General features: G+C 64.0%; 22 protein-coding genes. All 22 read right to left on the bottom strand.

Annotation, left to right across the window (positions count from 1 at the left end):
• Positions 1–9: 9 nt before the first annotated feature.
• Positions 10–1,002 carry a sulfate ABC transporter substrate-binding protein gene (locus tag KP001_RS02095; protein WP_217287942.1) on the bottom strand — a complete coding sequence of 331 codons (993 nt, stop codon included), beginning with the start codon at positions 1,000–1,002 and terminating at the stop codon, positions 10–12.
• A 70-nt stretch (positions 1,003–1,072) separates the two neighbouring features.
• Positions 1,073–1,534: an RrF2 family transcriptional regulator gene (locus tag KP001_RS02090; RefSeq protein ID WP_217287941.1), complete on the bottom strand. Its 462-nt coding sequence runs from the start codon at positions 1,532–1,534 to the stop codon at positions 1,073–1,075.
• Between the two features lie 146 nt (positions 1,535–1,680).
• Entirely contained in the window at positions 1,681–2,412 is a 732-nt protein-coding gene (locus KP001_RS02085) for an SDR family oxidoreductase (RefSeq protein ID WP_217287940.1), read from the bottom strand.
• A 21-nt stretch (positions 2,413–2,433) separates the two neighbouring features.
• Positions 2,434–4,401, bottom strand: a complete 1,968-nt coding sequence (locus KP001_RS02080; protein WP_217287939.1) for an FUSC family protein — start codon at positions 4,399–4,401, stop codon at positions 2,434–2,436.
• Positions 4,398–4,862 carry a MarR family winged helix-turn-helix transcriptional regulator gene (locus KP001_RS02075; protein ID WP_217287938.1) on the bottom strand — a complete coding sequence of 155 codons (465 nt, stop codon included), beginning with the start codon at positions 4,860–4,862 and terminating at the stop codon, positions 4,398–4,400. Before KP001_RS02075 ends, KP001_RS02080 begins: the two co-directional genes overlap by 4 nt.
• A gap of 84 nt (positions 4,863–4,946) precedes the next feature.
• Positions 4,947–5,174, bottom strand: a complete 228-nt coding sequence (locus KP001_RS02070; RefSeq protein ID WP_217287937.1) for a hypothetical protein — start codon at positions 5,172–5,174, stop codon at positions 4,947–4,949.
• 37 nt (positions 5,175–5,211) lie between these two features.
• Complete coding sequence (locus KP001_RS02065) at positions 5,212–6,414, bottom strand: bifunctional 3,4-dihydroxy-2-butanone-4-phosphate synthase/GTP cyclohydrolase II (protein WP_217287936.1); 1,203 nt, start codon at positions 6,412–6,414, stop codon at positions 5,212–5,214.
• A gap of 680 nt (positions 6,415–7,094) precedes the next feature.
• Positions 7,095–8,015 (bottom strand): electron transfer flavoprotein subunit alpha/FixB family protein, encoded by a 921-nt coding sequence (locus KP001_RS02060; RefSeq protein WP_217287935.1) that lies wholly within the window; start codon positions 8,013–8,015, stop codon positions 7,095–7,097.
• Between the two features lie 11 nt (positions 8,016–8,026).
• A complete protein-coding gene (locus tag KP001_RS02055) occupies positions 8,027–8,803 on the bottom strand; it encodes an electron transfer flavoprotein subunit beta/FixA family protein (RefSeq protein WP_217287934.1) in 777 nt (258 codons plus the stop codon).
• An 11-nt stretch (positions 8,804–8,814) separates the two neighbouring features.
• Positions 8,815–10,764 carry a (Fe-S)-binding protein gene (locus tag KP001_RS02050; protein ID WP_217287933.1) on the bottom strand — a complete coding sequence of 650 codons (1,950 nt, stop codon included), beginning with the start codon at positions 10,762–10,764 and terminating at the stop codon, positions 8,815–8,817.
• A gap of 88 nt (positions 10,765–10,852) precedes the next feature.
• Positions 10,853–12,193 carry an FAD-binding protein gene (locus tag KP001_RS02045; protein WP_217287932.1) on the bottom strand — a complete coding sequence of 447 codons (1,341 nt, stop codon included), beginning with the start codon at positions 12,191–12,193 and terminating at the stop codon, positions 10,853–10,855.
• A 16-nt stretch (positions 12,194–12,209) separates the two neighbouring features.
• On the bottom strand, positions 12,210–13,022 hold the full coding sequence (locus KP001_RS02040; RefSeq protein WP_217287931.1) for an electron transfer flavoprotein subunit beta/FixA family protein: 813 nt from the start codon (positions 13,020–13,022) through the stop codon (positions 12,210–12,212).
• A 300-nt stretch (positions 13,023–13,322) separates the two neighbouring features.
• On the bottom strand, positions 13,323–14,246 hold the full coding sequence (sucD, locus tag KP001_RS02035; RefSeq protein WP_217287930.1) for a succinate--CoA ligase subunit alpha: 924 nt from the start codon (positions 14,244–14,246) through the stop codon (positions 13,323–13,325).
• Positions 14,243–15,421: an ADP-forming succinate--CoA ligase subunit beta gene (gene sucC, locus KP001_RS02030; protein ID WP_217287929.1), complete on the bottom strand. Its 1,179-nt coding sequence runs from the start codon at positions 15,419–15,421 to the stop codon at positions 14,243–14,245. Before sucC ends, sucD begins: the two co-directional genes overlap by 4 nt.
• 359 nt (positions 15,422–15,780) lie before the next feature.
• A complete protein-coding gene (locus KP001_RS02025) occupies positions 15,781–17,778 on the bottom strand; it encodes a heterodisulfide reductase-related iron-sulfur binding cluster (RefSeq protein WP_217287928.1) in 1,998 nt (665 codons plus the stop codon).
• A gap of 181 nt (positions 17,779–17,959) precedes the next feature.
• Positions 17,960–18,742, bottom strand: coding sequence for an enoyl-CoA hydratase/isomerase family protein (locus tag KP001_RS02020; protein ID WP_217287927.1), 783 nt, complete (start codon positions 18,740–18,742; stop codon positions 17,960–17,962).
• A 12-nt stretch (positions 18,743–18,754) separates the two neighbouring features.
• Complete coding sequence (locus KP001_RS02015; protein WP_217287926.1) at positions 18,755–19,603, bottom strand: 3-hydroxybutyryl-CoA dehydrogenase; 849 nt, start codon at positions 19,601–19,603, stop codon at positions 18,755–18,757.
• Positions 19,600–20,787 carry a thiolase family protein gene (locus tag KP001_RS02010; protein ID WP_217289531.1) on the bottom strand — a complete coding sequence of 396 codons (1,188 nt, stop codon included), beginning with the start codon at positions 20,785–20,787 and terminating at the stop codon, positions 19,600–19,602. The genes KP001_RS02015 and KP001_RS02010 overlap by 4 nt, the downstream gene beginning before the upstream one ends.
• A gap of 429 nt (positions 20,788–21,216) precedes the next feature.
• Positions 21,217–22,110, bottom strand: coding sequence for an amidohydrolase family protein (locus tag KP001_RS02005; protein WP_217287925.1), 894 nt, complete (start codon positions 22,108–22,110; stop codon positions 21,217–21,219).
• Position 22,111: 1 nt separating this feature from the next.
• Positions 22,112–22,975: an enoyl-CoA hydratase-related protein gene (locus KP001_RS02000; protein ID WP_217287924.1), complete on the bottom strand. Its 864-nt coding sequence runs from the start codon at positions 22,973–22,975 to the stop codon at positions 22,112–22,114.
• 36 nt (positions 22,976–23,011) lie between these two features.
• A complete protein-coding gene (locus KP001_RS01995; protein WP_217287923.1) occupies positions 23,012–23,869 on the bottom strand; it encodes a class I SAM-dependent methyltransferase in 858 nt (285 codons plus the stop codon).
• Positions 23,870–23,879: 10 nt separating this feature from the next.
• Positions 23,880–26,222: an NADP-dependent malic enzyme gene (locus KP001_RS01990; protein ID WP_217287922.1), complete on the bottom strand. Its 2,343-nt coding sequence runs from the start codon at positions 26,220–26,222 to the stop codon at positions 23,880–23,882.
• Positions 26,223–26,302 lie beyond the last annotated feature (80 nt).

The following is a 26,302-nucleotide window of genomic DNA, read 5'->3' as shown; positions in this document are numbered from 1 at the left end:
CAGTGCAAGCTACTTTGCGCTGTAGATCTGGTCGAACACCCCGCCGTCGGCGAAATGTGTCTTCTGTGCCTTGCGCCAGCCGCCGAAGGTGTCGTCGATGGTTACCAGCTTCACCTTGGGGAACACCTTGGCGTACTTGGCCGCCACCTTCTTGTCGCGCGGACGGTAATAATGCTTGGCGGCGATCTCCTGCCCTTCCGTCGAGTAGAGGTATTTCAGGTACTCCTCGGCAAGCTTCCTGGTCCCCTTCTTGTCGACGACCTTGTCCACCACGGCAACAGGCGGCTCGGCCAGGATGCTCAGCGAGGGAACCACGATCTCGAACTTGTCCTTGCCCAGTTCGTTCACCGCGAGGAAGGCCTCGTTCTCCCAGGCGAGAAGCACGTCGCCCTGGCCGCGCTGCACGAAGGTGGTGGTGGCGCCGCGAGCACCGGAATCGAGCACCGGTACGTGCTTGAAGAGTTCGGATACGAACTGCTTCGCTTTCGCCTCATTCCCCCCTTTCTGCTTCAGGGCGTAGGCCCAGGCCGCCAGGTAGTTCCAGCGCGCACCGCCGGAGGTCTTGGGGTTGGGGGTGATGACGGCGACGCCCGGCTTCACCAGGTCGTTCCAGTCCTTTATCTTCTTGGGGTTACCCTTGCGCACCAGGAAGACGATGGTCGAGGTGTAGGGAGAGCTGTTGTTCGGGAGCCTCTTCTGCCAGTCGGCCGGGAGGAGCTTCGCCCTGTCGCTGATCTCGTCGATATCGTAGGCCAGCGCCAGGGTTACCACGTCGGCCTCGAGGCCGTCGATCACCGCCCTGGCCTGCTTGCCGGAGCCGCCGTGGGACTGCTTGAAGGTGACATTGGAGTGCCCTTTTTTGGCGAAGGCCTTGTTGAAGTCCTGGTACAGTTCGCGGGTCGGGTCATACGAGACGTTGAGGAACTCCTGTGCCGCGAAAGCGGTGAGGGGGAGTGCTGCTACCAGCAGCGTGGCGAGTGCGGTGCGGATAGTTTTCTTCATCGGCGTTTCTCCTTTTTCTGTTTAGTCTACAGATTTGATAGATTATTGAGACAAAAAAAAGTGCTGCTGTTCAGATGCAAAAATCGATGACGTTCTTTTCGGAGAGTTCAGCGTGCTCGATGCGATCCAGCACATCGGCCAGGGTGGTGTTGTCCAGGATTTTGGCGATGGCCTCGCGCACGTCCTTCATGACCAGCCGGATGCCGCAGGTGTTCTCGTTGCCGCACTCGGTACACTTGGCGTACGCCGTTTCGCTGACGCAGGGGACCGGCGCCAGAGGACCTTCCATCACCCGGATCGCCTGCCCCATGGTGATCTGCCTGGGGGACCGCCCCAGGTGGTAGCCCCCGCCCTTCCCTTTCCGGCTCTGCAGGATACCGCTGTTTTTCAACGCAAGCAGGATGGCTTCCAAAAACTTCTTCGGGATGTTCTCGTCCCGCGCCAGGTCCGCTATCAGGATCGGTCCCTGCTCGTACTGCCGCGCAAGATAGATAAGGGCTTTAAGGCCGTATTTCGTTTTTTTCGATATCATCCATTAGCCTGTCGTTTTTGTAGACTTGTGTATAGCCCCTCCAAAACTTTATGTCAATTGTTTTTTTGGGGCACCTTTGCACCACAGCTACATCTAATCGGAATCGTTCATTTTTTTACCGATGGCACCTTGCGCTTCTCTATCGCTTACGGCACCATGGCACCGAACTGCTGTTCGACTTCTTTGGGAGCGTTGAGCAGTCCACGATACACGTCCCGGGACATCGCGTCCGGGAAGATGTACTCCTGGTCCTTCGCGATCCCGTCCAGGATCATCTTGGCGACCTGCTCCGGGGTGGCTTTGTCCATTTCCTGGCCTGCTGTCATCCTGGTGTCCACGGGTCCGGGGTACACTCCGTACACCTTGACGCCACGCGACGCGAGTTCGGCGCGCACCCCCTGCAGCAAGGAATGACCTGCGGCCTTGGAGGCTGAATAGGTGCCGTTAACGGGGAGGTTGACAAGACCCAGGATGGAGCAGACGTTCGCTATCGCCCCACCGCGGGCTGCCAATAGCGGCGCGAAGGCCCGGCACATGGAGAGGGTGCCGAGATAGTTCACCTTGATCTCCTGGCGCGCGCTTTCAAGCCCATCGGGGTCGAGTAGGCTTTTGCAATGGTTCACGCCGGCGTTATTGATCAGCAGGTCGACATCCTGGCATTGCGCCGCGGCCGTGGCCACGCTGGTCTCGTGGGTCACGTCGATCCTGAGCGCCACCACGTGCCCGGGGTCGAACCGGGCCATTCCCGCCACCGCCTGGATATTGCGCGCCGCCGCATATACCTTGGCAGCTCCGCGCTCCAGCAACTCATTCACCAGCGCCCACCCGATACCGCCGTTGGCACCGGTAACCAGAACTACTTTGCCTGACACATCCATCTTTCATTCTCCTCTTCTGTGTTACTGTCGCTCTGCCCACAACAGCCGGTTACGCGGCTGCCGGACCTGGCCGGAATCCCCGGCCGCCCCTGCTGTTTCATTCATCAGCCCCTTCATGACGGCACCCTCTTCCAAAACGGCATAAAGGGCGCGGGCGGCACGGCTCAGGAGCTCCCGTGCGTTGTCCGGTTGAGGGGCCAGGACCGCTATCGTCATCAGCGCTTCTCTTATGATCCGCTCCGAGGAGGGAGTAAGGTCGTTACCGTTCAGTTTTTCCCAGAGCGACCTGATGCATGCTGCCATGCCAAGCGCGGTCACCCCCCCCTCGACCGTCCTCAGATGTTCCGGGTCGTGCCGCGCGGCCATGTCCACCAGGCGGATCACCCTGTGGTGCAGCCTTTCCTGTGCCCGGCCTAGCACCTGCGGCGAACCGTCCTGTGCCATGTGCACCAGGTCGCGGGAAACGGCGGCGAGAATGGACCGCATCCGCAGCCCCGGGTTGATGGGGACCAGCACGGTGTAGGAAAGCCAGGCGGTTCCGACACCGGCCACCATGGCTACGGCGCCGATGGCCAGATCGACATGTGCGACGTTGACCGCGACACCCGGCTGGACCACGAAGATGAAGAAAAGGGTCGCATCGGTCGCCGCTATCATCGTGCGCTGATACTGCATGGCGACGAACCCGAGCAGCACGAAAGGCGCGATGACGGCAACGGTAAGGGAGGGGTCATGAACGGCGGAGAGCAGGAATATCCGGCAGAAAACAGCGCTGGCCGAGCCGATCGCCGCACCGACGAAGATGTTGCCGACAAAATGGGCGGGATGGTCCTTGTTCGAGAAGATGGTGGTCATGATCGACAGGGCCATCATCATGAGAGGCCCCTTGCTCCAGCCGGTGGCGCTCCAGGTGAAGCCCACGGCGGCGATGACGAGCCCGGAGCGAAAGGCCGCCCTACCCGCTTCAACCCAGTCCCGGTGCCGGATGAGCCGATGTCGCGGCTCCTCTGCCGCGTCTTCTGCCACGGCCTCGAATCCTGCACGGACCTCTTCCATGGCTACCACCAGCCCGGCGAAAGTCTCGCCCAGAAGTGGCAGGTGGGAACGCGCTTCGCAGGCCAAAGCCGCAAGCTCGGAGCAGATCCCGCCCCGAGGGGAGGACGCGAAGGTCGATGCGACGTGGAGAAGATGCCGGGACATCATCTCGCGCCACTTCGCGTCCCTGCCGACGCCATCGCTGTGACGGTCGAGGTGTTCCGCTGCGAGGCGCCCCACTGACAGCAGGGAAAGAAGCGCCGCAATCAGGCTCTTCACGTGGCGGTGTCTTTTTTTAAAGCCGGGTGATGCCGCTCCGGCGGTATCGAGAAGCAGCTCCAGGTCCGCCAGTTCGATGAGCATCACCTGCTCAAGCCTCGCGACGTTATCGCTGCGGCCGTCCCTGATCAGCTCCGACAGCCACCGTATGGCGTCGCAGATCACCTCACGAAGACGCCGCTTCAACTCCTCACGCGGCGAACGCGGTGTAAAAAGGGCGGTGACCGCCGTGGTGACGATGATGCCGACGACGATGCAGGCGATCCGGCCGAAGGCGATCTCGGGCACGCGGGAGGGATTCATGAAGCCGCTCATGACGATGACGGCGCAGGTGCAGCCTGCCATGAGAAAGGCGTAGGAGCGCAGGCCGTGGAAGAGATTTCCTATGCCGACGCACCCGGCGATCCAGAAGACGAGCGCGCACGTGAGCAGAAAGGGGGATTTCGTGTACTGGAGGAGCAGCAGGGCGGCCAGGGAGCCGAAGACGGTGCCGACCAGGCGGTAGAAGCTTTTTTCGAACAGCAGGCCGCGCGTAGGCTGGATGACGATCAGAGCGGTCATCGCCGCCCAGTAGGGGTTCTCTATGCCGAGGAACTCGGCGACGCCCAGGGCGGTCAGTGCGGCCAGCGTCCCGCGCAGGGCGAGGGCGAATTTCAAGCGGTGGGACGGATTCATCCTTTGAGTCTCGAGCGGGTTTCCTGCAACCTCTTCTCCAGCCGCTCCACGTAGTCGCTCATCTGGTTGATCTCCGCTTCGCTGAACTCATTGAGGAGGTCATGCTCCAGGGTCGCGACCTTGCCGGCAATCTCAGTCACCATCGCGCGTCCCCGGGGAGCGAGGGTAAGGAGTTTGGCTCGCCGGTCGCTGGCGTCCTCGCTGCGCTCGATAAGCCCTCTGGCTATCAGTTGGTCGAGAATGCGTGTCAGCGAGGGACCTTCTATGCCGAGAGAGGCCGCCAAGTCCTTCTGCCTGATGCTGTCGCCCATGTGGTGCAGGTGCAGCAATGGGCGCCATGCGGCGTCAGTCAGCCCCAGGGATTGGAAAGCGCCGTCCAGCACCTGACGCCACCGCCTGGTTAAAAATCCCATGCGGTAGAGGAGGTTTTCTTTGCCTACCTTTGCGTTTGCCGTGGTCATGCAATATAGATAGCATGCTATCTATTATTTTGCTATCTATTTTTCGGGACACCCCGCCTGGGTCCGAAGACCCACGTCGCAGCTTCACGCGACGCTGTTTTTCTGCCGCGCCGCTTTCCCTCCTGGCGCGGAGCGCGGCTTCCGGAGAGTGGTGGGCGGGAAGACGGCCAGGCGCCCCAGGGCCTCCCGCACCAGGTCGGAGATGGTCATGTTCTGCCCGTTCAACAGGCGCAGCAAAAATTTGCGCTCGGCATCGGTGATCCTGACCGAGATGATGTAGCGCCGACAATCAAGGTCTCCATAATCGTTCATACTTCCCCCACGAGCCGCAGCGCCTTCTCCCGCATCCTCAGATGAACTGCAGCATATGTCCCATTTTCTCCCGCTTCGCACGGAGATACTCGATGTTGTCACTGCCGGGTGCGACCTCCAGTGGCACGCGCTCGACGATGTCTATGCCGTACCCTTGCAGGCCGACCAGTTTCTTCGGATTGTTGGTCATGAGCCGGATCTTCGTGAGCCCCAGGTGAGCCAGGATCTGAGCCCCAATGCCGTAGTCGCGCATGTCGGCCTTGAACCCCAGGGCAAGGTTGGCCTCGACCGTATCTTTACCCTGATCCTGCAGCGCGTACGCCTTCAGCTTGTTGGTGAGCCCGATGCCGCGCCCTTCCTGGCGCATGTAGAGGACCACCCCCCTACCCTCCGCCTCCACCAGTTCCATGGCATGGTGCAGTTGGTCGGCGCAGTCGCAGCGGACGCTGCCAAACACGTCGCCGGTCATACATTCGGAATGGACCCGTACCAGGACCGGCTCGTCGCCGGCGAGGTCCCCCTTGACGAGGGCGATGTGCTCGAGATGGTCGACGTCGTTGTCAAAGGCGATGGCGCGGAAAGCACCCGCTTTGGTGGGGAGGGCGACCTCTACGGAGCGCCGCACCAGGGACTCGTGCCGGAGGCGGTAGGCGACCAGGTCGGCGATGGTGCAGATCTTGATGCCGTGCTGCAGCGCGAAGCGCTTCAAGTCGGGCATCCGGGCCATGGAGCCGTCCTCTTTCATGATCTCGCAGATGACGCCTGCCGGCTCCACCCCGGCCAGACGCGCGAGATCCACGGAGCCCTCGGTCTGCCCGGAGCGGACCAGGACGCCGCCGTCGCGGGCGCGCAGGGGAAAGATGTGCCCCGGCCTTGCCAGGTCCGAGGCCTGCGCGTCGGGGGCCACGGCGGTCAGTATGGTGCGGGCACGGTCCGCCGCGGAGATCCCGGTGCTGACGCCGGAGCGCGCCTCGATGGAGACGGTGAACGCGGTGCCGAAGGAGGAGGTGTTGTCCCGCACCATGGGAGGGAGCGCCAGGTGGTCGCAGCGTTCCGCGGTCATGGTGAGGCAGATGAGGCCGCGCCCGAAACGCGCCATGAAGTTGATGGCCTCCGGGGTTACGAACTGGGCGGCCATGGTGAGATCGCCTTCGTTCTCGCGGTCCTCGTCATCCACCAGGATGACCATCCTTCCCGCCCTGATCTCTTCGATCGCTTCCTCTATGCTCGCCACGGACATGACACCCTCCTTTATGTATTCGCACCAGATGTACTTGAGTACCACGAGAAGTGAAGTCGCACCACGCGCAGGGAAGCCAGGAGAAACCCTGCGCGTGGTGCTGCTGGTCCCAGGCGCATTGTCCCGAGCCATTTCCTGAGAAACATATCCTTGCAGCGAGGTTGCCGGTAGACGGCGTCTCCCCTTCTCCCCTTCTCCCCTTCTCCCCTTCTCCCCTTCTCCCCTTCTCCCCTTCTCCCCTTCTCCCCTTCTCCCCTTCTCCCCTTCTCCCTTTTACCCTTTTACCCCCTCTCCCTTTGGGAGAGGGTCGGGGTGAGGGAGGTGCCACCGGCTCGCATCTTGCCCTGCAGCAACGCCCTCACCTGGCCTCCGGCCACCCTCTCCCAGAGGGAGAGGGGATCCCTCAGCGGTAGCGACGCCCTCACCCGGCCTCCGGCCACCCTCTCCCAGAGGGAGAGGGGATCCCTAGCGGTAGCGACGCCCTCACCCGGCCTCCGGCCACCCTCTCCCAGAGGGAGAGGGAATCCCTCAGCGGTAGCAACGCCCTCACCCGGCCTCCGGCCACCCTCTCCCAGAGGGAGAGGGGATCCCTAGCGGTAGTGACGCCCTCACCCGGCCTCCGGCCACCCTCTCCCAGAGGGAGAGGGGATCCTTCATGTTGCCACCCGCTGCAGGTGCCGTTACGCGGCGCGCAGCTTCTCGGCCAGGACCGGCGCCAGCTGCAGCACGTCGGCCACCACCATGACATCGGCGGCCTCGCTGATGGGGGCGTCCTTGTCCTTGTTTATGGCGACGATGAAGTCGGATTTCTTCATGCCGGCCAGGTGCTGGATGGCACCGGAGATGCCGCAGGCGACGTACAGCTTGGGCGACACGGTCTGGCCGGTGGTGCCAACCTGGTGGCTGTGCCCGACCCATCCGGCGTCGACCACCGGGCGGCTCGCCCCGAGCTCGCCGCCGAAAGCCTTGGCCAGATCGGCGATGACGCCCACGTTCTCCTTCTTGCCGACGCCGCGACCTGCGCTGACAATGATCTCGGCGCGCCCGAGGTCGACCTCTTTCTTCTCGGCGGGCTCATAGCCGACGAACTGCAGCGCCGAACTCCCCTGGGAGATCTCGATCTCCTCCACCTGCGGGGCACCGGATTTCTGGCCGGCATAGTTGAAGGCACCAGCCTGGACGGTGAGGACGGCGCGGGCCCCTTTCGGGCTCACGGTGCGGCGCAGCTTGCCGTTGCACAGGCTCACTTCCAGCTGGCCGTCCACGATGTTGACGATCTCGGAGACCTGTCCCACTCTCAGTGTCGCGGCCACCCTGGGAGCCAGGTCCCATCCGTAGGAGGAGTGCGGGAAGATGATGTAGTCCGGGTTTTCCTTAAGCGCCGCGGCCAGCACGATGTGCTTGTGCAGCTCCGGGCTGTACTCCCCATATTTGTCGACGTCCGCCAGGTAAAGTTTCCCGGCAACCTGCGGCGCCTGCGCCTGCTTCCCCACCAGAACCAGGCTCACCTCCGCCCCCAGACGCTCGGCGAAGGCCACCAGCTCATAGCTGGTATCCAGTAATTTCCCTTCCCGCTGTTCACAGACAAGCAGTGCTTTCATGGCTCACCTCCTTATTTCATGACCGTGGTTTTTTCCTTGAGAATGCCCAGCAGGCGGTCCGCAACGTCCCCCAGATCCCCTTCGAGAACGATGCCGCCGCCGCTTTTCACCGGCGGGTAGAGTTTCGCGGTTCCCGTCGCGGCCTCCTCTTTCAAGAGGCTCGAAACCGGTACCAGCTGCAGCTCCTTCTTCTTCGCCTTCATGATGTTGGGCAGGGTCGGGTAGCGCGGCACGTTGAGGCCCAACTGGCAGGTGACCAGCGCCGGCACGGGGACCTTGACCACGCTCTTGACGCCCCCCTCAAGTTCCCTCTTCGCGGTCACCACGCCGTCGGCGTACTCGAAGCCGACCAGGGTGCTGGCGCAGTTGTGGCCCAAAATTTCGGCCACGGTGACGCCCACCTGCGCCGAGCCCCGGTCCTGCGACTGCATCCCGGTGAAGATGACGTCGAAGTTCTTGTCGCTCGCGAAGGCGGCGATGATGTTGGCGATCTGCCAGGGGTCCTTGCGGGCGCTGTCGTTATCCTGGACCTGGACCGCCTTGTCGCACCCCATGGCGAGCGCCTTCTTGAGGGCCTCCCCGACGCGGTCCGCGCCGATGGAGAGCACCGTGATCTCGGGCTGGTTCCCGAGCTGCTCCTTGAGCTGCACCGCCTGCTCGACGGCGTACTCGTCGTATTCGTTCATCCTGTAGGCCAGATCGGCCTCGTCGTACCAATCCCCCGTCCCGTTCACCTTGAAGCGGGATTCCATGTCCGGTACCTGTTTGATGCAGACTAGAATGTTCATTGTGCGCCTCCCTATCGGTCGTTTAATGCCTCGGCCATTACCTCTGCGATGTCCTTAACCCGTACCTTCTCCGCCCCCTGGTCCTTCAGCCCGTCCTCCAGCATGGTCATGCAGTAGGGACAGCTTACGCAGATGGTGTCGGGTTGCTGCGTGAGGGCCTCCTTCACCCGTTCGTGGTTGATTCTCGCTCCGGTCTGTTCCTCCATCCACATCCTGCCGCCGCCGGCGCCGCAGCAGAAGCCGTTCTCGCGGTTGCGCTCGAAGTCGCCGGGAGGAGCGCCGGTAGCCGCCTCGATGACGGCGCGAGGCGCGGTATAGGTGTCGTTGTGGCGCCCCAAGTAGCACGAGTCATGGAAGAGAACCTTCCCCTGGCTCGCCGTGCCGGGGGCCTTGAGCCTGCCATCCCGGACCAGCCGGGCGATCAGCTCGCTGTGGTGCACCACCTCCAGCTCGATGCCGTACTGCTTGTAGTCGTTCTTCAAGGTGCTGAAGCAGTGCGGGCACGCGGTGACGATCTTCTTCACCCCACGCTCGCGGAACAGCTCCACGTTGCCGCGGGCCATCTTGTCGAACACGAATTCGTTGCCCAGGCGCCGGACGCTGTCGCCGCAGCAGATCTCGTCCTTGCCCAGGATGCCCCAGCTGATCCCGGCCCGGTCCAGGGTGGTGGCCAGGGCGAGTGTGGTCTGCTTGGCGCGGCTGTCGAAGGAGCCGGCGCAGCCGACGAAGAAGAGATACTCGGTCTCGCCCTGTTTGAAGCTGCGATCCCCGAGGAGGGAGGTCCACTTGCCGCGCTCGGAGGGCGCGATGCCCCAGGGGTTGCTGCGCTGTTCCATGTTCTCGAAGAGGTTCAAGAGCTCTTCCGGGAACCGGGCCTTTTCCTGCACCAGGTGCCTGCGCATCTTGACGATCTTGGGGAGGTGCTCGATGAGGACCGGGCAGACGGAGAGGCAGGCGCCGCAAGTGGTGCAGTCCCAGAGCGCCTCCTCACTGCTCGTCCCCTCGTCCTGGGTACCGATGAGCGGCTTCCCCCCCTTTTCCAGCAGGTTCACCTTGAGATCGTGCACGACGCGGCGCGGATTGAGGGCCTTCCCGGTAGTGTGGGCGGGGCAGAGGTCCTGGCAGCGTCCGCATTCGGTGCAGGAGAAGGAGTCCAGCAGATCCTTCCAGGAAAACTGCTCGACGCCGCTCACACCGAACCTGTTCCCCATTTGGAACTCCTCGCGCGGCGGGACGGCGGGATGGTCGAGGCTCCTGAAGTAACAGTTGGGGATGGCGGTCAGGATGTGCATATGCTTGCTGCGCGGCAGCAGGTTGAGAAAAAGAAGCAACACTATCGCGTGCACCCACCACGAGGCCAGGGCCACCGCGTCCAGTGTTGCCGCAGGAACGCCCTGCAATAAAAAGGAGACTGCCCGTGAGACAGGCTGCCACGTATCCGCCCCGGGAGCGAGGCGGGCTGCGTTCATCAGGAAGTACGCCGCCATGAGCGTCGCGATCATCGCGAGGATCAGGAGGGCCTCGCCGCTGCAGGGCTTGGTGTAGTCGTTGCCAAGATACGACGGGGCGAAGAAGAGCCGGCGCGCCAGGGCCACGATGACGCTCACGAGCGCAAGGAGCGACACCATGTCGAAGGCGAGTTCGAGCGGGTGGCGGACCCCTTCGGGAAGGGCGGAGAGCCCGCTTCCCGGGAAGAGCCCCTGCCACAGGAAGTCCGCGTTGGCGACCAGAAGGAGCAAAAAGGCCCAGAACAGCACGAAATGGTTGACACCGAACGGGCGGGAAAGAACCCGCTTCTGTCCGAAGGCGTAGGAGAAGACGCCGGCCAGGCGCGTTCCGGGGCGGTCGAAGCGGTCCTCGGCGGCACCGGCGGCAACCAGTTGCAGGCGCTGATAGCAGCTGTAGCAAAAGGTCAGGACGGCGACGAGTAACAACGGCATAAAGTACGGGTGGCTTTGCATGTGATACCTCGCAAGCGGTTATCTGTTCCTTGAGGGGGACTGGCTCCGCAGGTGCCGGTCCCCTTCAACTCAAGCGGTCATCGGTTCGTCAGACGGCGAGCCGGTCGGGGAGTCTCCCGCCGCGCTGCTCTTTCATGGTGCGCACCCTCTTGGTCAGGGCCGGGACGATCTCGAAGACATCACCCACGATGCCGTAGGTGGCGACCTGGAAGATGGGGGCCTCCGGGTCGCGGTTGATGGCGATGACCACGTCCGAGTCCTGCATGCCGACCAGGTGCTGGATGGCGCCGGAGATGCCGCAGGCGATGTAGATCTTGGGCCGCACCGTCTTCCCGGTCTGCCCCACCTGGCGGCTGTGCGGCATCCACCCCGCATCGACGGCGCTTCTGGAGGCGCCGACCACCCCGCCAAGTTCCGCGGCGAGCTCGTGCAGCATGGCGAAGTTCTCCTTCCCCATCAGGCCGCGCCCCCCCGAGACGATGATCTCGGCCCCGGCGATGTCGATGTCCTTGCCCCCCTTGTCGCTGATGGACTCGATCACCTTGGCGAGGACGTCCTCCTCGCAGAGGTCGTACGTCTCGCTGACAACCACACCGGTCCGCCCCGGGAGCCTTTCCGGCATGGCCATCACGTGCGGGCGCACCGTCGCCATCTGCGGGCGGAAGCGGTCGCACATGATGGTCGCCATGATGTTGCCGCCAAAGGCCGGGCGGGTCTGCATCAGGTTGCGTTTGTCATCGATGCCGAGGCCGGTGCAGTCGGCGGTAAGGCCGGTCTTGACCACGGTGGCGACCGCCCCGGCGAGGTCGCGCCCCTGGCCGGTGGCGCCCATGAGGATCACCTCGGGCCGGTGCTTGTAGACTAGGTAGCAGAGCGCGTCGCAGAAGGGCTTGGTGCGGTAATTCTCGAAGACCGGTGCGTCCAGCACGATGGCCTGCTCGGCGCCGTAGCTGAAGGCCTCCTCGCAGAGCTCGGCCACGCCGTGGCCGATGATCACCGCCGACAGCGGCACCTGGAGTTTTTTCGCCAGCTCCGCACCGGCACCCAGAAGCTCCCAGGAGACCTTGGCGACCTCGCCCTGGTACTGCTCGATGAAGACCCAGACGCCGCGATAGGTGGCCAGCATCTCCCGCAGCTTCTTTTCCGCCGGATCGAGTTCCTCCTCGGCCGCGCCGTGCTGCGCTTCCCACTGCTTCAGGAGCTCCAGCTCTTCCGGCGTGTAGAACATCTCGAGGGCGCCGGCCGCGCAGACCTTCACGCACTTCGCGCAACCGATGCACTTCTCGGCGTGGATCGAAGGCTCCCCCGCCTCGTTCATGAGGATGCCGCTCACCGGGCAGGAACTCTCGCAGCGCGCCCCGCAGGCTATGCACTTGCCGGCGACCACGCGCGCTATGCCGCGCGGCTTTTTGATCTTCTTGCTGTCCATGTCAACTCCTTGCAGGCTACAACGCTAACAGGTCTTTGCTGAGCATCTTGTCGAGTAGCAGGTGGGCGGTGCCGACGGGATCCTTGATGCCGTCGCCGATGATCTCCCCTTGGTCACGTTCGGGAGAGAAGATCTTGCTGACCCAGGTCGCCGACCCCTTGAGGCCGACCGTCCCGACGTCCAGGTTGAGCACCTGGTTGTCCCACACGGTCACCTCCGTCAGCTCCGCGGTCAGGCGCATAGGAACGGTTGGGTAGCGCGGACGGTTCAGCTCCCGCACCGCGGTGATGACCACCGGCAGCGGGGCCTCGACGATCTCGTGCCTCCCTTCGAGCTTTCTCCTGACCCGTATCCTCTTTTTGTCGAGATCGAGCCACTCGATCCGGTCGACGAGGGTGAGTTGCGTGAAGCCAAGGCGGGTGGCGATGCCGGGCCCGACCTGCGCGGTATCCCCGTCGATGGTCTGCTTGCCGCAGAAGACGATCCCCACTTCCTCCTGCTGCGCGAGCCGCTCGATGGCGGAGGCGAGCACCTGGCTGGTGGCCAGGGTGTCCGCACCGCCGAAGGCGCGGTCGGAGAGGAGGATGGCCTCATCGACCCCGAGTGCGCACGCCTTTTTGAGGGTGGCGACCGTGTTGGGCGGCCCCATCGAGATGGCGACCGAGCGCAGCCCGTAGCGGTCCTTGAGGGCCAGCCCCTCCTCGAGGGCGTGGGTATCGTAGGGGTTCACGATGAAGGGGATCCCCTCCCTCACCAGGGTGTTGGTGACCGGGTCGATCTTGACCTGGGTGGTGTCCGGCACCTGCTTGATACAGGAGATCACGAGCATGATCTTCTCCTTCGCTTTGACTGCTGGTGTGCTGTTGGTTCAGAAGCAAATCCCCCCTGTCCCCCCTTCGCAAAGGGGGGAACGCGAGGTGTCGTGCAGCGTTTCTAACAACTTCAGCGGTACCGCCTTTGAAATCCCCCTGCCGTTGCTCCCCTCCACTTGCGGGAGGGGGTAGGGGCGGGGGAGGATGCCATCATCTCAACTGCCTTGCGGCTTCACCCACCCCCCGACCCCCTCCCGTCAAGGGAGGGGGGGACAAGGCCAACGGGGGATTGTCTCCGGTAACCGGGTAGGCCCGGGTTAAACCGCGGCGGCAGCGGGGGCGGTCACGTAGTGTTGCGTGTTCTTCACACCGGGACGGTAGATCTTCATGAGCGCCTGGGCCATCTCGGCGGGGGTCGCCGCGACGCTGATGCCGCAGGACTCCAGCACCGCGACCTTCTCCGCGGCCGTCCCCTTGCCGCCGGATATGATGGCGCCGGCATGTCCCATCCGCTTGCCCGGAGGCGCGGTACGGCCGGCGATGTAGGCCGCGACCGGTTTGGTCATGTAATCCTTGACGAAGTAGGCGGCCTCCTCCTCGGCGTAGCCGCCGATCTCGCCGATCATGATGACCGCCTCGGTGTCCGGGTCCTGCTCGAACATCTTCAGGCAGTCGAGGTGGCTCGTGCCGTTCACCGGGTCCCCGCCGATACCCACGCAGGTCGACTGTCCGAGGCCGTAGCCGGTCAGCTGCCAGACAGCCTCGTAGGTGAGCGTGCCGCTCCTGGAGACCACCCCGACCTTGCCGGGCTTGTGGATGTAGCCGGGCATGATGCCGATCTTGCATTGCCCCGGGGTGATGATCCCCGGACAGTTCGGGCCGATGAGCCGCGTGCTTTTCCCCTGCATGAACTGCTTCACCTTGACCATGTCGAGGACCGGAATCCCCTCGGTGATGCAGCAGACGAGCTCCAGCCCGGCATCGACCGCCTCCATGATGGAGTCGGCGGCAAACGGCGGCGGGACGTAGATGACGCTCGCGGTGGCGCCGGTTTCGCGGACCGCGTCGGCGACGGTGTTGTAGACCGGGAACCCGTCAACCGTGGTCCCTCCCTTGCCGGGGGTGACGCCGCCCACCATCTGCGTGCCGTACTCGCGGGCGCCCTGCGCGTGGAAGAGGCCGGTGGCCCCGGTGATCCCTTGCGTAATCACCTTGGTGTTTTTATCGACCAGGATGCTCATGCTCTACCCCCTTTGGCGGAAACGGCCATGATGATTTTCTGCGCGGCATCGGCCATGCCGTCGGCGGCCACGATGTCGAGCCCGCTCTCGGCGAGGAGCTGTTTGCCTTTCTCGACGTTGGTCCCTTCCAGGCGGACCACCAGCGGGACCTTGAGGGATACCTGTTTGGCCGCCTGGATGACGCCGGTCGCGATCACGTCGCACTTCATGATGCCGCCGAAGATGTTGACCAGGATCCCCTCGACGTTCTTGTCGGAGAGGATGATCTTGAAAGCCTCGGTGACGCGCTCGATGGTCGCGCCCCCCCCGACGTCGAGGAAGTTGGCGGGGTCGCCACCGTAGTGCTTGATGATGTCCATGGTCGCCATGGCCAGGCCGGCGCCGTTTACCAGGCAGCCGATGTTGCCGGTGAGCGAGATGTAGGAGAGGTCGTGCTGGCTCGCCTCGATCTCGTTGGCGTCCTCCTCGTCGAAGTCGCGCATGTCGCCGATCTGCAGGTGACGGAAGAGCGCGTTGTCATCGAACCCGAACTTCGCGTCCAGGGCGAGAAGTTCCCCCGCACCGGTCACGACCAGCGGGTTCACCTCGAGAAGGGAGCAGTCGCAGGCGATGAAGGTGGCGTAGAGCGCCTCGAACATCTTGGCCGCCTTCCCGATTTGTTTTCCTTCGAGCCCCAGGGCGAAGGCGAGTTTCCGCCCCTGGAACTGGGTGAGCCCTACCAGCGGCTCGATCTTCTCGGTGAAGATCTTCTCCGGCGTCTTCGCCGCCACCTCCTCGATGTCCATCCCCCCCTCGGTGGAGGCCATCACGGTCACCTTCGAGGTGGACCGGTCCACGACGAGGCTCACGTAGAGTTCGCGGGCGATATCGCAGCCGTTCTCCACCAGCACCCGGTGCACCACCTTCCCTTCCGGGCCGGTCTGGTGCGTCCTGAGCGTCATGCCGAGCATGTCGCGGGCGATCATCTGCACCTCGCTGGAACTCCGCGCGAGCTTGACGCCGCCCCCCTTGCCGCGCCCGCCTGCATGGATCTGCGCCTTCACCACCCAGGGCCCCTCACCGAGCCGCTTGGCCCATTCCCTCGCGCTCGCGCCGTTGTAGCAGACGTGGCCGTCCGGAACCGGCACCCCGAATTTCCTCAGTATCGCTTTGGCTTGATACTCGTGAATGTTCATCCCTTTTATCCTCCCAGGCGCGCGGCGCCTCCCCGTCTCGCCTGTCGCGCCGATTGCGGTTGTCCCAAGGCATCCCCGCCGTTTCCGGCTGGATTTCCATTCCCCCGAGCCCCCATCATGGAGGTATCAGCAACTGGATTTCACATCTGCTACGGTTTCCGCCACCCCTCCTGGGGCCATCTGCACAATGAATTCGGCTCATCGGTGTCCTCCGTCAGATTTTCGCCTGCCCGGAGTCGGATGCGGTACCTGCCGCTACCGGCTCTACCTCTACCGTTGACTGCTATGGTCCCCCTTCCCCCTTCGCGGACCGGAGCGCTGCGCGCAGGCCCGTTGCGGGAGGCGGGAGGTTGGAACACTTACCCTGCCTGGGGTGCAATTCTTTCCAGCAGGATCTCCGACACGTCCCGGGCCACCAGGAGCCCTTCCAGTTCGGCCCCCTTGACGCCGTCCTCGAACATGGTGAGACAGAACGGACAGTTCGAGACCAGGACTCCGGCGCCGGTCGCGGCGGCCATCTGCACGCGCTTCACGCTGATGCGGCTCCCGAGCTTCTCCTCGACCATGATCCGTCCCCCGCCGGCGCCGCAGCAGAAGCTTTCGGCTTCCTTGCGCTCCATCTCCCTGATGGTGCCCCCCGCCGCCTGCACCAGGGCGCGCGGCGCCTGGTAGGTCTCGTTGTAGCGACCGAGATAGCAGGAGTCGTGGTAGGTGCATTCGAAGGTTCCCTGCTCGATCTTCAGCTTTCCGCCGGTGACCAGGCGCTCCAGGAACATGGTGTAGTGCTCGGTCTCGACGTCGAAGCCGAGGTCCCGGTAATCCTTGGAGAGGGTGTTGAAGCAGTGCGGGCAGGCGGTGACCACCTTCTTCACACCGTACCCCTTGATGGTCTCGATGTTCTCCGTCGCCAGGGTCTGGTACAGGTACTCGTTCCCCAGCTTGCGCATCGGCTCGCCGCAGCACTTCTCCTCCTTGCCGAGGATGCCGACCCTGATGCCGGCGGCGGCGCAGAGCTTCACGAAGCTGGTGGCGATCTTGATGTTGCGCTTGTCGAAGGAGGCGTAGCAGCCGACGAAGTAGAGGATGTCGACCTCGGCCCCTTCGGAGAGCTGGGTGACCGGCAACCCTTCGGCCCAGTCGCCGCGGGAGGCAAAGGACATGCCGAGTGGATTGCCGTTCACCTCGACGTTCCCCATCGCGGTGACCACCTCGTCCCCCGGGAACTCCCCTTCCATGAGGACCAGGTTGCGGCGGATGTCGACCACCTTGTTGACGTGCTCGATGGCGGCGGGGCAGATCTCCTGGCAGGCCCGGCAGGTGGTGCAGGACCAGAGGGCATCCTTGCCGACCGCTTCGACCAGGTTGTCCTCGACGGCCTCGCGGGCCACCTCGCCCAGCTGGGAGATGACCTTCATGGGAGAGAGCGGTTTGTCCGTTGCGTGCGCCGGGCAGCGGTCCTGGCAGCGCTTGCACTTGGTGCAGGCGTCGGTATCGAAGATGTCCTTCCAGGTGAGATCGCCAATCTTTGCCGCCCCGAAGCTCTCGGCATCACCCTCCATGTCCACGGTCACCAGGGCCCCCTTGGGGCCGAGCGGCGCGAAGAAGTAGTTGGCCGAGGTGGTGAAGATGTGGCGGAACTTGGTGAAGGGGATGGCGCAGATGAAAGCGGCGACCAGGATGAAATGGAACCACCACAGACCGCGGTGCACCCGGGCCAGGTCCTCGGGCTGCGAGCCGGCGAGGATCTTGGCGACCAGGAGCCCCACCGGCGACCAGAGCGCGAGATCGGGCTGCTGCACCACTTCGGTCACGGCCATCCTGGCTCCCTCGATGAGGAAACCGGTGACGATGATGGCGAAGAGAAGGGCGTGCATGACGGCGTCGTCGCGGGTCGTTTCCAGCCCGTCCGGGCGCACCAGGTAGCGGCGCACGAAGAGTCCGCCAAGCGTGATGAGGGCGGCGAGACCGGCGACGTCGAGCACCAGGGAGAAGATCTTGTAGAAGGTGCCGGTCAGGAAGCGCACGCCGAGGAGCAGGTCGGTGCCGTCGGCCTGCAGGGCCACCAGCACGGTACCGGCGAAGAGTGTCGCGAACGACCAGAAGAAGAAGCCGTGGGCGAAGCCGGGGCCCTTGACCTTGAGCACGCGGCTTTGCAGGAGGACGTTCTTCACCAGCATGGAGATCCGTTCCGGGCGGTTGCCGGTCCGGTCCAGGGGCTTACCCTTGCCGTAGATCCGCAGCCGCTGGTAACCGTAGTAGCCGAGCAGCGCCAAAGCGGCCACCGTGATCAGGTACATCGGGACCAGTACCGCCGCCCCGTGGCCTATGTTCCAATAGAGTTCGCGCGTTGCTTCCATGACTCACCTCGCTTGCCGTTCCTGATTGCCGATACTTTTGCCAGTCCCCTCTCCCTCCGGGAGAGGGTGCCCAAAGGGCAGGTGAGGGCCCTGCCGGTCGCTATCATCTTGCCGTTTGCAACGCCCTCACCCTGGCCCTCTCCCGGAGGGAGAGGGGATACGGACGTACGTTTCAATCTGCTTACGCCCCCACGAAGGCGGGTTTCCTTTTCTGCACGAATGCGGTCATCCCCTCTTTCTGGTCCTGGCTCGCGAAGAGGGAGGCAAAGCTTACCGCCTCGTGGTTCATCCCGTCCGCCAGCGACATGTCGAGGCCGCTCTTCACCGCGTCCTTGGCGCGGGCGACGCCGATCACCCCGTTGCCGGCGATCTTCGCCGCGGTCTCCAGCGCCTCGTCCAGCAGCCGCTCGGGCGGGAACACGGCCATGACCAGCCCCCAGCTCTTGGCCTCGACGGCGTTGACCACTTTGCCGAGGAAGATCAGCTCGTTGGCGCGGTACCTCCCCACCAGGCGCGGCAGGTTTTGCGTGCCGCCGAAGCCGGGCATGATGCCGAGGGTGACCTCGGGGAGACCGAGTTTCGCGTTGTCCGAGGCGTAGGCGAAGTCGCAGGCGAGGGCCAGCTCCAGCCCGCCCCCCAGGGCGAAGCCGTTCACGGCGGCTATCACCGGCTTTCTCACCCGGCCGATCAGCGCCATCAGCTGCTGTCCCTTCTTCGCGAAGGCGAGCGCCTGCTCCACGTTGTAGTCGGCCATGGCGGCGATGTCGGCACCGGCCACGAAGGCCTTCTCGCCGGCGCCGGTCAGCACCACGGCGCGCACCGACCGGTCCAGGTCGAGCACCTCGAAGGCGTGCAGCAGTTCGTCCAGCACTTCCTCGTTGAGGCTGTTCAGCACCTTCGGGCGGTTCACCGTGAGGAGCGCGACCCCGTCCTTTTTATCCAAGAGCAGATTCTGGTATGGCATGGCGAGCCCCCTTTAGGCGTAGTTGTAGAAGCCCCTGCCGGACTTCCTGCCGAGATAGCCTGCCTCGACCTTCTTCACGAGCAGCGGGCAGGGACGGTACTTGGGATCCTTGAACCCCTGGTACAGGACCTCCATGATGGCCAGGCAGGTGTCGAGCCCGATGAAGTCGGCCAGCGTGAGTGGCCCCATGGGCTGGTTGGTGCCGAGCTTCATCGCCTTGTCGATGTCCTCGACCGTGGCGATCCCCTCGAACAGGGCGAACGCCGCCTCGTTGATCATCGGGATGAGGATGCGGTTCACGATGAAGCCGGGGTAGTCGGCGGAGACCGCCATCTCCTTCTGCAGCCTGGCCACGAGCGAGGAGGTCGCCGCGAAGGTCTCGTCGCTGGTGGCAAGCCCGCGGATCACCTCGACCAGCTTCATGACCGGCACGGGATTCATGAAATGCATGCCGATCACCTTGTCCTGCCGCCCGGTCACCGCCGCGATCCTGGTGATCGGGATGGAGGAGGTGTTTGAGGCGAGGATGGCGTCTTTCTTCACCACCTTGTCGAGCTGCCGGAAGATCTCCAGCTTGAGCGACTCCTTCTCGGTGACCGCCTCGATGGCCAGGTCGCAACCGGAGAGGTCGTCCATCTTCTGCGTGGCGACGATGCGCTTGAGGATCTGCTGCACCGCTTCAGCGGCGAGCTCCCCTTTCTGCACCTGGCGGTCCAGGTTCTTCGCGATGCCGGCGAGTGCCCTGTCGAGCTGCGGCTGCGCGATGTCGTAGAGGAGCACCTCGGTTTCATACCGGGCCAGGACCTGCGCTATGCCGCTCCCCATCTGCCCTGCGCCGAGAACACCAACCTTCCTGATCATATTGCCTCCTGAACGGACTCGAGGATGACCGCCACCGCCTCGCCGCCGCCGATGCAGAGGGTGGCGAGACCGTAGCGCGCTTTTCTTTTTTTGAGCTCACGGACCAGGGTCGCGGTGATGCGGGCGCCGCTGGCACCCAGGGGGTGGCCGATGGCGACGGCGCCGCCGTTCACGTTGACCTTCTCCGGGTCGATGCCGAGCTTTTTGAAGGCGATGAGCGGCACCATCGCGAAGGCCTCGTTGATCTCGAAGAGATCGATGTCGGCGACGGAAAGGCCGGCCTTTGCGCACGCCTTCTCGATCGCCCCTACCGGCGCCTCGGTGAAGTCGTCGGGGTGGACGCTGTTGGTAGCGTAGGCCACCAGGCGGGCCTTGGGCTTCAGCCCATGTTTCTTCACCGCAGCGGCACTGGCCAGAAGGGTCATGCCGGCGCCGTCGTTGATGGTCGAGGCGTTCCCCGCGGTGATGGTCCCTTCCTTCTTGAAGGCGGCGCGGAGCTCGGGGAGTTTCTTGAAGTCGACCTTGAACGGCTCCTCGTCGTCCTTGACCACCACCTCGCCGCCGCGGCCCTTCTTGGTGACCGGCACGATCTCGTCCGCGAACACCCCGTCCGTCTGCGCCGCCTGCGCCTTCATGTAGGAGGCGAGGGCGTAGGTGTCCTGGGTGGAGCGGCTGATGCCGTTCTTCTCGGCGCTCGCCTCGGCGATCACCCCCATGTGGCTGCCGCTGTAGGGGTCGATGAGGCCGTCATGGACCAGGAGGTCGAGCATCTCGGCGTTCCCCATCCGGTAGCCGTAGCGACCCTTGCTGAGCGCGTACGGAGCGAGGGACATGTTCTCCATGCCGCCCGCCAGCACCACCTCGGCGTCACCCAGCCGGATCGAGCCCGCGCCGAGCATGATCGCCTTCAACCCCGAACCGCAGACCTTGTTGATGGTCAGGGCCGGGACGTTGTCGGGGAGTCCCGCGTAACGCAGCGCCTGCCTGGCCGGGGCCTGGCCGCTGCCGCCGGAGAGGACCTGCCCGACGATGACCTCGTCGACAGCGTCAGCCGGGAGCCCGGTACGCTGCAGGATTTCCTTCATCACCGTTGCGGCAAGACGCGGGGCCTCCACATCGGAAAGAGCGCCTCCAAAGGATCCCAACGGTGTTCTCAAAGCTTCGACAAGGTAGACCTCGGACATGGTGTTTCTCCTCTTGGTGCGGCGTTCCATGGAGCCGCTCCGTCGCTAGTTGGTAAATAGGTACTACAATACCATTTTACTGTCAACAAAAAAAGAGAACGGTGTTACAGCAATTTCTTTTTTAGAGAAACATGCCTACCGGCTCCACCGCCGGAAGGTATCAGGTAAGGGGAAACTCGATACCTCCCCCAGGAGGGGGGAGGCCAGGAGGGGGAGGCCAGGAGGGGGAAAGACACAGAGCCCCTCCCTGTCCCTCCCCCTCCGGGGGCGGGGACGCCTGGGCAACCGCCCCAAGGTTTTTCACCGGTCCCCTCTCCCTCTGGGAGAGGGTCAGGGTGAGGGGATTTTTTATGTGAAAACATCCCGCGCCCTCCCCTACCCTCCCACCGGGCAGGAAATCCGGACGCATGCGGCAAAGACCAGGGCTGATCAAGCGCTCCGGAGTGCACTCCCCATCAGTCGGTGCGGGTTCTCGACACACACCTTGTGCAGCACCTCTTCGGAAAGCCCCAGGTCGTGCAGCGCGTCCAGGTAATGAGCGGAGCCCTCGACCTTGTAGAGGATGGCGTCGCTCCCGAAGCAGACCCGGTCATGGTACTGCAGGATGAAGTCGCGGTAGCTCGCCCGGTTCTCCCTCATGTGCGGGAGAAGCCCCGAGAAGTCGGTGAACAGGTTGGGGTAGCGGTCAAGGAACGGGCTGAAGGCCTTCCTGCCGATCCCGAAATGGGGAAAGTTCACGCGCACCCTCGGGAAGTCGGCCAGAAGGGCCGCCATGGTGTCGCCGTAGCGCCTGGCATCGATGTGGTACAGGACCGGGAGGTCGTTCGCCTCGGCGAAGGAGAAGATCTCCCATTCCCTCTTGCGGTACTCGGCCACCGTGATGCCGAAGGTATCCGGCACACCCTTCACGCCCAGGTCATTCCCGGAGTCGGGGAGATAGATCCCCTTGATGCCGCGGAACCCCTGCCTCAGATACCGCCCCAAGGCGCCGGAGACGTCTCCCCAAAGGTAACGGGTGTCAAGCAGCGGGACGATGGCCCCTTTGGAAAGCCGGGCGTGCTCCAGGAGATCGTGGGCCTCATCGAAGAGGCCGTCACCCCGGTTTTCCACCCAGTCGGGAACGAGCCCCCAGATCTGCTTCGCATCGCAGCGGTCGTTCACCATCCCTGCCACGGCCACGTGGGTGATCCCGCGCTCCCGAAGTCGCGCCAGTTGCCGGGCGACGTCCGCCGCCAGGTTCTTCGAGGTGAAGCAGTGGGCATGGACGTCGATGATCCCGGCGCCGGCTCCCCCGTTACCCGTCGTTGTCTCCGATACGCTCATGTCAGCGCCCCTTGTAGGTGGGCTTCCGCTTCTCCAGGAAGGCGTCGACCGCCTCCAGGTGGTCCTCGGTATGATGCGCGAAGGACTGGAAGCAGGCGCAGAGGTCGAGGAAGTCGGGAAGATCGCTTCTCTGGGCGAGCTTCATCATCCGCTTGGTGAGCCTGAGCGTCACGGGGGGCTTGGAGGCGATCTCGCGCGCCAGCTCCATGGTGCGCGGCAGGAGTTCCTCCGGATCGACCACCTCGAGGAAGATGCCGAGCTTCAGCGCCTCGGCGGCGTCGATCACACGCCCGGTGAAGATGAGCTCGGCGGCCCGCTGGTACCCCAAAAGCCGCTGCATGAACCAGGCTCCGCCGTCGCCGGGGGTGATGCCGAGGTTTATGAAGGTCTCTCCGACCTTGGCGCGGGTGGAGGCGATGCGGATGTCGCACATGTTGGCAAGGTCGAATCCGGCCCCGATGGCAGGACCGTTGATCGCGGCGATGACGGGGATCTCGGCCTTGTGCAGCAGAAGCGGGATCTGCTGGATGCCGCGGCGGTACTTGTCCTGGACCTGGACCGGCGAGCCGCCGAAAATGCCGCTTTGAGCTTGCATCTCCTTCACGTTTCCGCCGGAGGAAAACGCCGATCCGGCGCCGGTCATGACCAGGACGGAGACGCAATCTTCCGCGTTTACCCAGTTGATGGTGGTGATGATGTCTTCGGCGAGGGCGGTTCCGGTGAGGGCATTGCGGACATCGTCGCGCTGGAACGTCAGAACTGCGACCCGGTCCTCCAGGGTCAGGGTGCAATCCTTGAGCTGCGGCATGGCCGGCCCCTCCTTCGGATGTGGTAAGAGCGAAAACCTCCTGGCGGCATTTTTCATGGCGAACCTCCTATCCCTGCCCTGCTGTTAGAAAAATCATCTCCCTCCCGGCGCCTGGAAAATTCCCTGCACCAGGGTGATCCGCTGTTCTTCCAGGTTGCGCAGCTGGTTTTCGGTCATCAGGGGGAAATCGTTACCGAGCAGCAACTGCAGCCCGAAAGGGTTGCGAGGTGCGCCGCTGCTCTTCTGCTGCCTGCCGCGAAACCAGGCAAGCCCCTCCTCTGTCACGTCCTTCCAAAGCAAGGTCTGGAATCCCGCCTCGCCGAGGAGCCGGCGAAACCCCTGCTGGTTTACCAGGAAGCTCCCCGACGGGTCCCGCGCCCACGGCACCGGGAAACATACCTCGCCTCCCGGCCCCGATAGCACCTCGTAGCAGGCAAGCCTTCCACCCGGCGCCAGCACGCGACGGACCTCGCGGTAAAAACGGCGCTTGTCGTCGATGTTCATCGAGACGTGCTGGGTCCAGACCACGTCGAAGATCCCGTGCCCGAAGGGGAGCGTCAGCGCGTTTGCGTGAAGGTAGACGACCTTGGCACCCATCCCGAGCCTTTTCGCGAGCATCCTCGCCGCCGCGCAGTAGTCGGAACTTTGGTCGACGCCAGTGACGTGGCAGTCGAAATGGCCGGCGAGGTAGCGCGACGCCCCTCCCAGCCCGCAGCCAACATCGAGAACCCGCAGCCCCGGCCGAGGATCCAGCGCCGCCGCGAGTTCCCTGGTGGCCGCGGCACCGCGCACGTGGAATTCGTCGATTGCAGCCAGATCTTCTGGCCGTAGCCGGTCCGGGTCCTTTCCCGCCGCGACCAGCGCCGCCAGGACGCTTTCTTCGAGGTCCGGTGAACGGTAGTGGCCGGCCACAGCGGCGGCTGCTCTCATCTGTTCGTGCGCGGGCATCATGAACGCCTCCTCAGGCCCCGGCGAAGACCCCCTCGGACGTGGGGGCAGGATGGGCCTTCCTGGTTGCCGGCGCACCGGCCGCGGTGGCCGACCTGCCGCAGTTCTGGGCATCGACCACGGCGATGGCGGCCATGTTGACGATGTCCAAGACGTCGTCCCCCTGTTGCAGGATGTGCACCGGCTTGTTCATCCCCATGAGGATGGGGCCGATGGCGTCCGCCCCCCCCAGCTGGCGCAGGAGCTTGTAACAGATGTTCCCCGAGGTGAGGTCAGGGAAGACCAGGACGTTAGCAGCTTTTTTGAGAGTCGTGAAGGGGAAATTCGCCTGCAGCAGCTCGGAGACCACGGCGGTGTCCGCCTGCATCTCCCCGTCGATGTCGAGCCCGGGGGCCCTCTTTTTAACCATCTCAACGGCGCTTCGCACCCGGTCGGCCTGCGGGTGCCGCACCGAACCGAAGTTCGACATGGAGAGCATGGCGACGCTCGGTTCGATCTCGAGCATACGCGCCTTCTCCGCGGCAAGGATCGCCGTCTCGGCAAGCTCCGCCGCGTCCGGGTCGATGCAGACGGTCGTGTCGGCAAGGAAGTAGATCTCCTGCTTGAAGACCATCATGTAGAGGCCGTGTACGCTGGAGAGCCCTTCCTGCTTGCCGATCACCTGCAGGGCGGGACGGATGGTATCGGCGTAGTTGGCATCGACGCCGGCCAAGAGCGCGTCCGCGTCGCCCCGGCGCACCATCATGCAGCCGAAGTGTGTGCGCGACTTGCGGGCCATGAGCCGGCGGCTCTCGGAGAGGGTGAGCCCCTTTCTCTGCCTGAGCAGGAACAGCTCATTTGCGTACGACTCGAGGTTCTCGTAGTTGGCCGGGTCGATGATGGTGACGCCGCCGTTGAGGTCGATCTCCAGCGACTTGAGCGTGCAGCGGATCTTGTCCTCGTTCCCGAGCAGGATCGGTCGCGCTATCCCCTGCTCCACCAGCATCTGGGCCGCGCGCAGGACCTTCTCGTTCTCCCCTTCCGGGAAAACCACCGTCTTCGGGTCGCTCTTGGCCTTGTTGATGATCTGGCGCAGCGTTTCCTTGGACTTCCCCTGCAGGGACTCCAGATGCTCCACGTACTTGTTCATGTCGGCGATGGGCTGGCGCGCCACGCCCGAATCCATTGCCGCCTTCGCTATCGCGGGGGCGACTCGCAAAAGGGCCCGGGGATCGAACGGTTTCGGGATGATGTAGTCGCGACCGAAGCTGAATTTGACGTTGCCGTAGGCGCGGCAGACGGAATCGGGGCATTCCTCGCGGGCAAGTTCGGCCAGCGCGAAGACCGCCGCCTTTTTCATCTCCTCGTTTATGGTCGTGGCCCGCACGTCGAGAGCGCCGCGGAAGATGAAGGGGAAGCCCAGGACGTTGTTGACCTGGTTCGGATAGTCAGAGCGCCCGGTGGCGATCAGGACGTCCCCGCGGACCGCGTGCGCCTCCTCCGGGGTGATCTCCGGGTCGGGGTTCGCCATGGCGAAGATGATCGGGTTGGGCGCCATGCTGCGCACCATCGCCGGAGTGATGGCCCCCTTGGAGGAGAGGCCGTACATGACGTCGCAGCCGACCGCCGCCTCTTCCAGCGTCCGCAGCGGGGTATCGGCGGCGAAACGCTCCTTGTACTTGTTCATCCCCTCCGTTCTGCCCTTGAAGATCACCCCCTTGGTGTCGCACATGATGAGGTTTTCCAGCTTGAGGCCAAGCGACAGGGCGAGGTTGACGCAGGCATTAGCCGATGCGCCGGCGCCGTTCACCACTATCTTCACCTCGTCGATCTTCTTACCCACGAGGTGCAGGGCGTTTATCAGCCCGGCCGCCGAGATGATAGCCGTGCCGTGCTGGTCGTCGTGGAAGACCGGGATGTTCATGGTCTTCTTGAGTTCTTCTTCGATGTAGAAGCACTCGGGTGCCTTGATGTCCTCGAGGTTGATGCCGCCGAAGGTCGGCTCGAGCAGCTGACAGGCCCTGATGATCTCGTCCGGGTCCTCGCTGTTAAGTTCGATGTCGAAGACGTCGACGTCGGCGAAGCGCTTGAAGAGGACCCCCTTCCCTTCCATGACCGGCTTCCCCGCGAGGGCGCCGATGTTGCCAAGGCCAAGGACCGCGGTGCCGTTGGAGACCACCGCCACCAGGTTTCCCTTGGCGGTGTACTGGTAGGCATCCTCGGGGTTTTGCTCGATGGCGAGGCAGGGCTCGGCGACGCCGGGCGAATAGGCCAATGACAGGTCCTGGGCGGTCTGGCAGGGCTTAGTGGCGATAACCTCGATCTTCCCCTTGCGACCTGTGGCGTGGTATTGCAGTGCATCAGACATCTTCTTCATAGCAGCATCCCCTTCAAGGCAAGTGGCATTGACAACAGGATCGGTGACTTAGCCTCCCTTTGGGAAAGGAAAGTCGAGAC

Source organism: Geomonas subterranea, assembly GCF_019063845.1.
Taxonomy (GTDB): domain Bacteria; phylum Desulfobacterota; class Desulfuromonadia; order Geobacterales; family Geobacteraceae; genus Geomonas; species Geomonas subterranea.
This window is presented reverse-complemented; position numbering and strand designations above follow the sequence as displayed.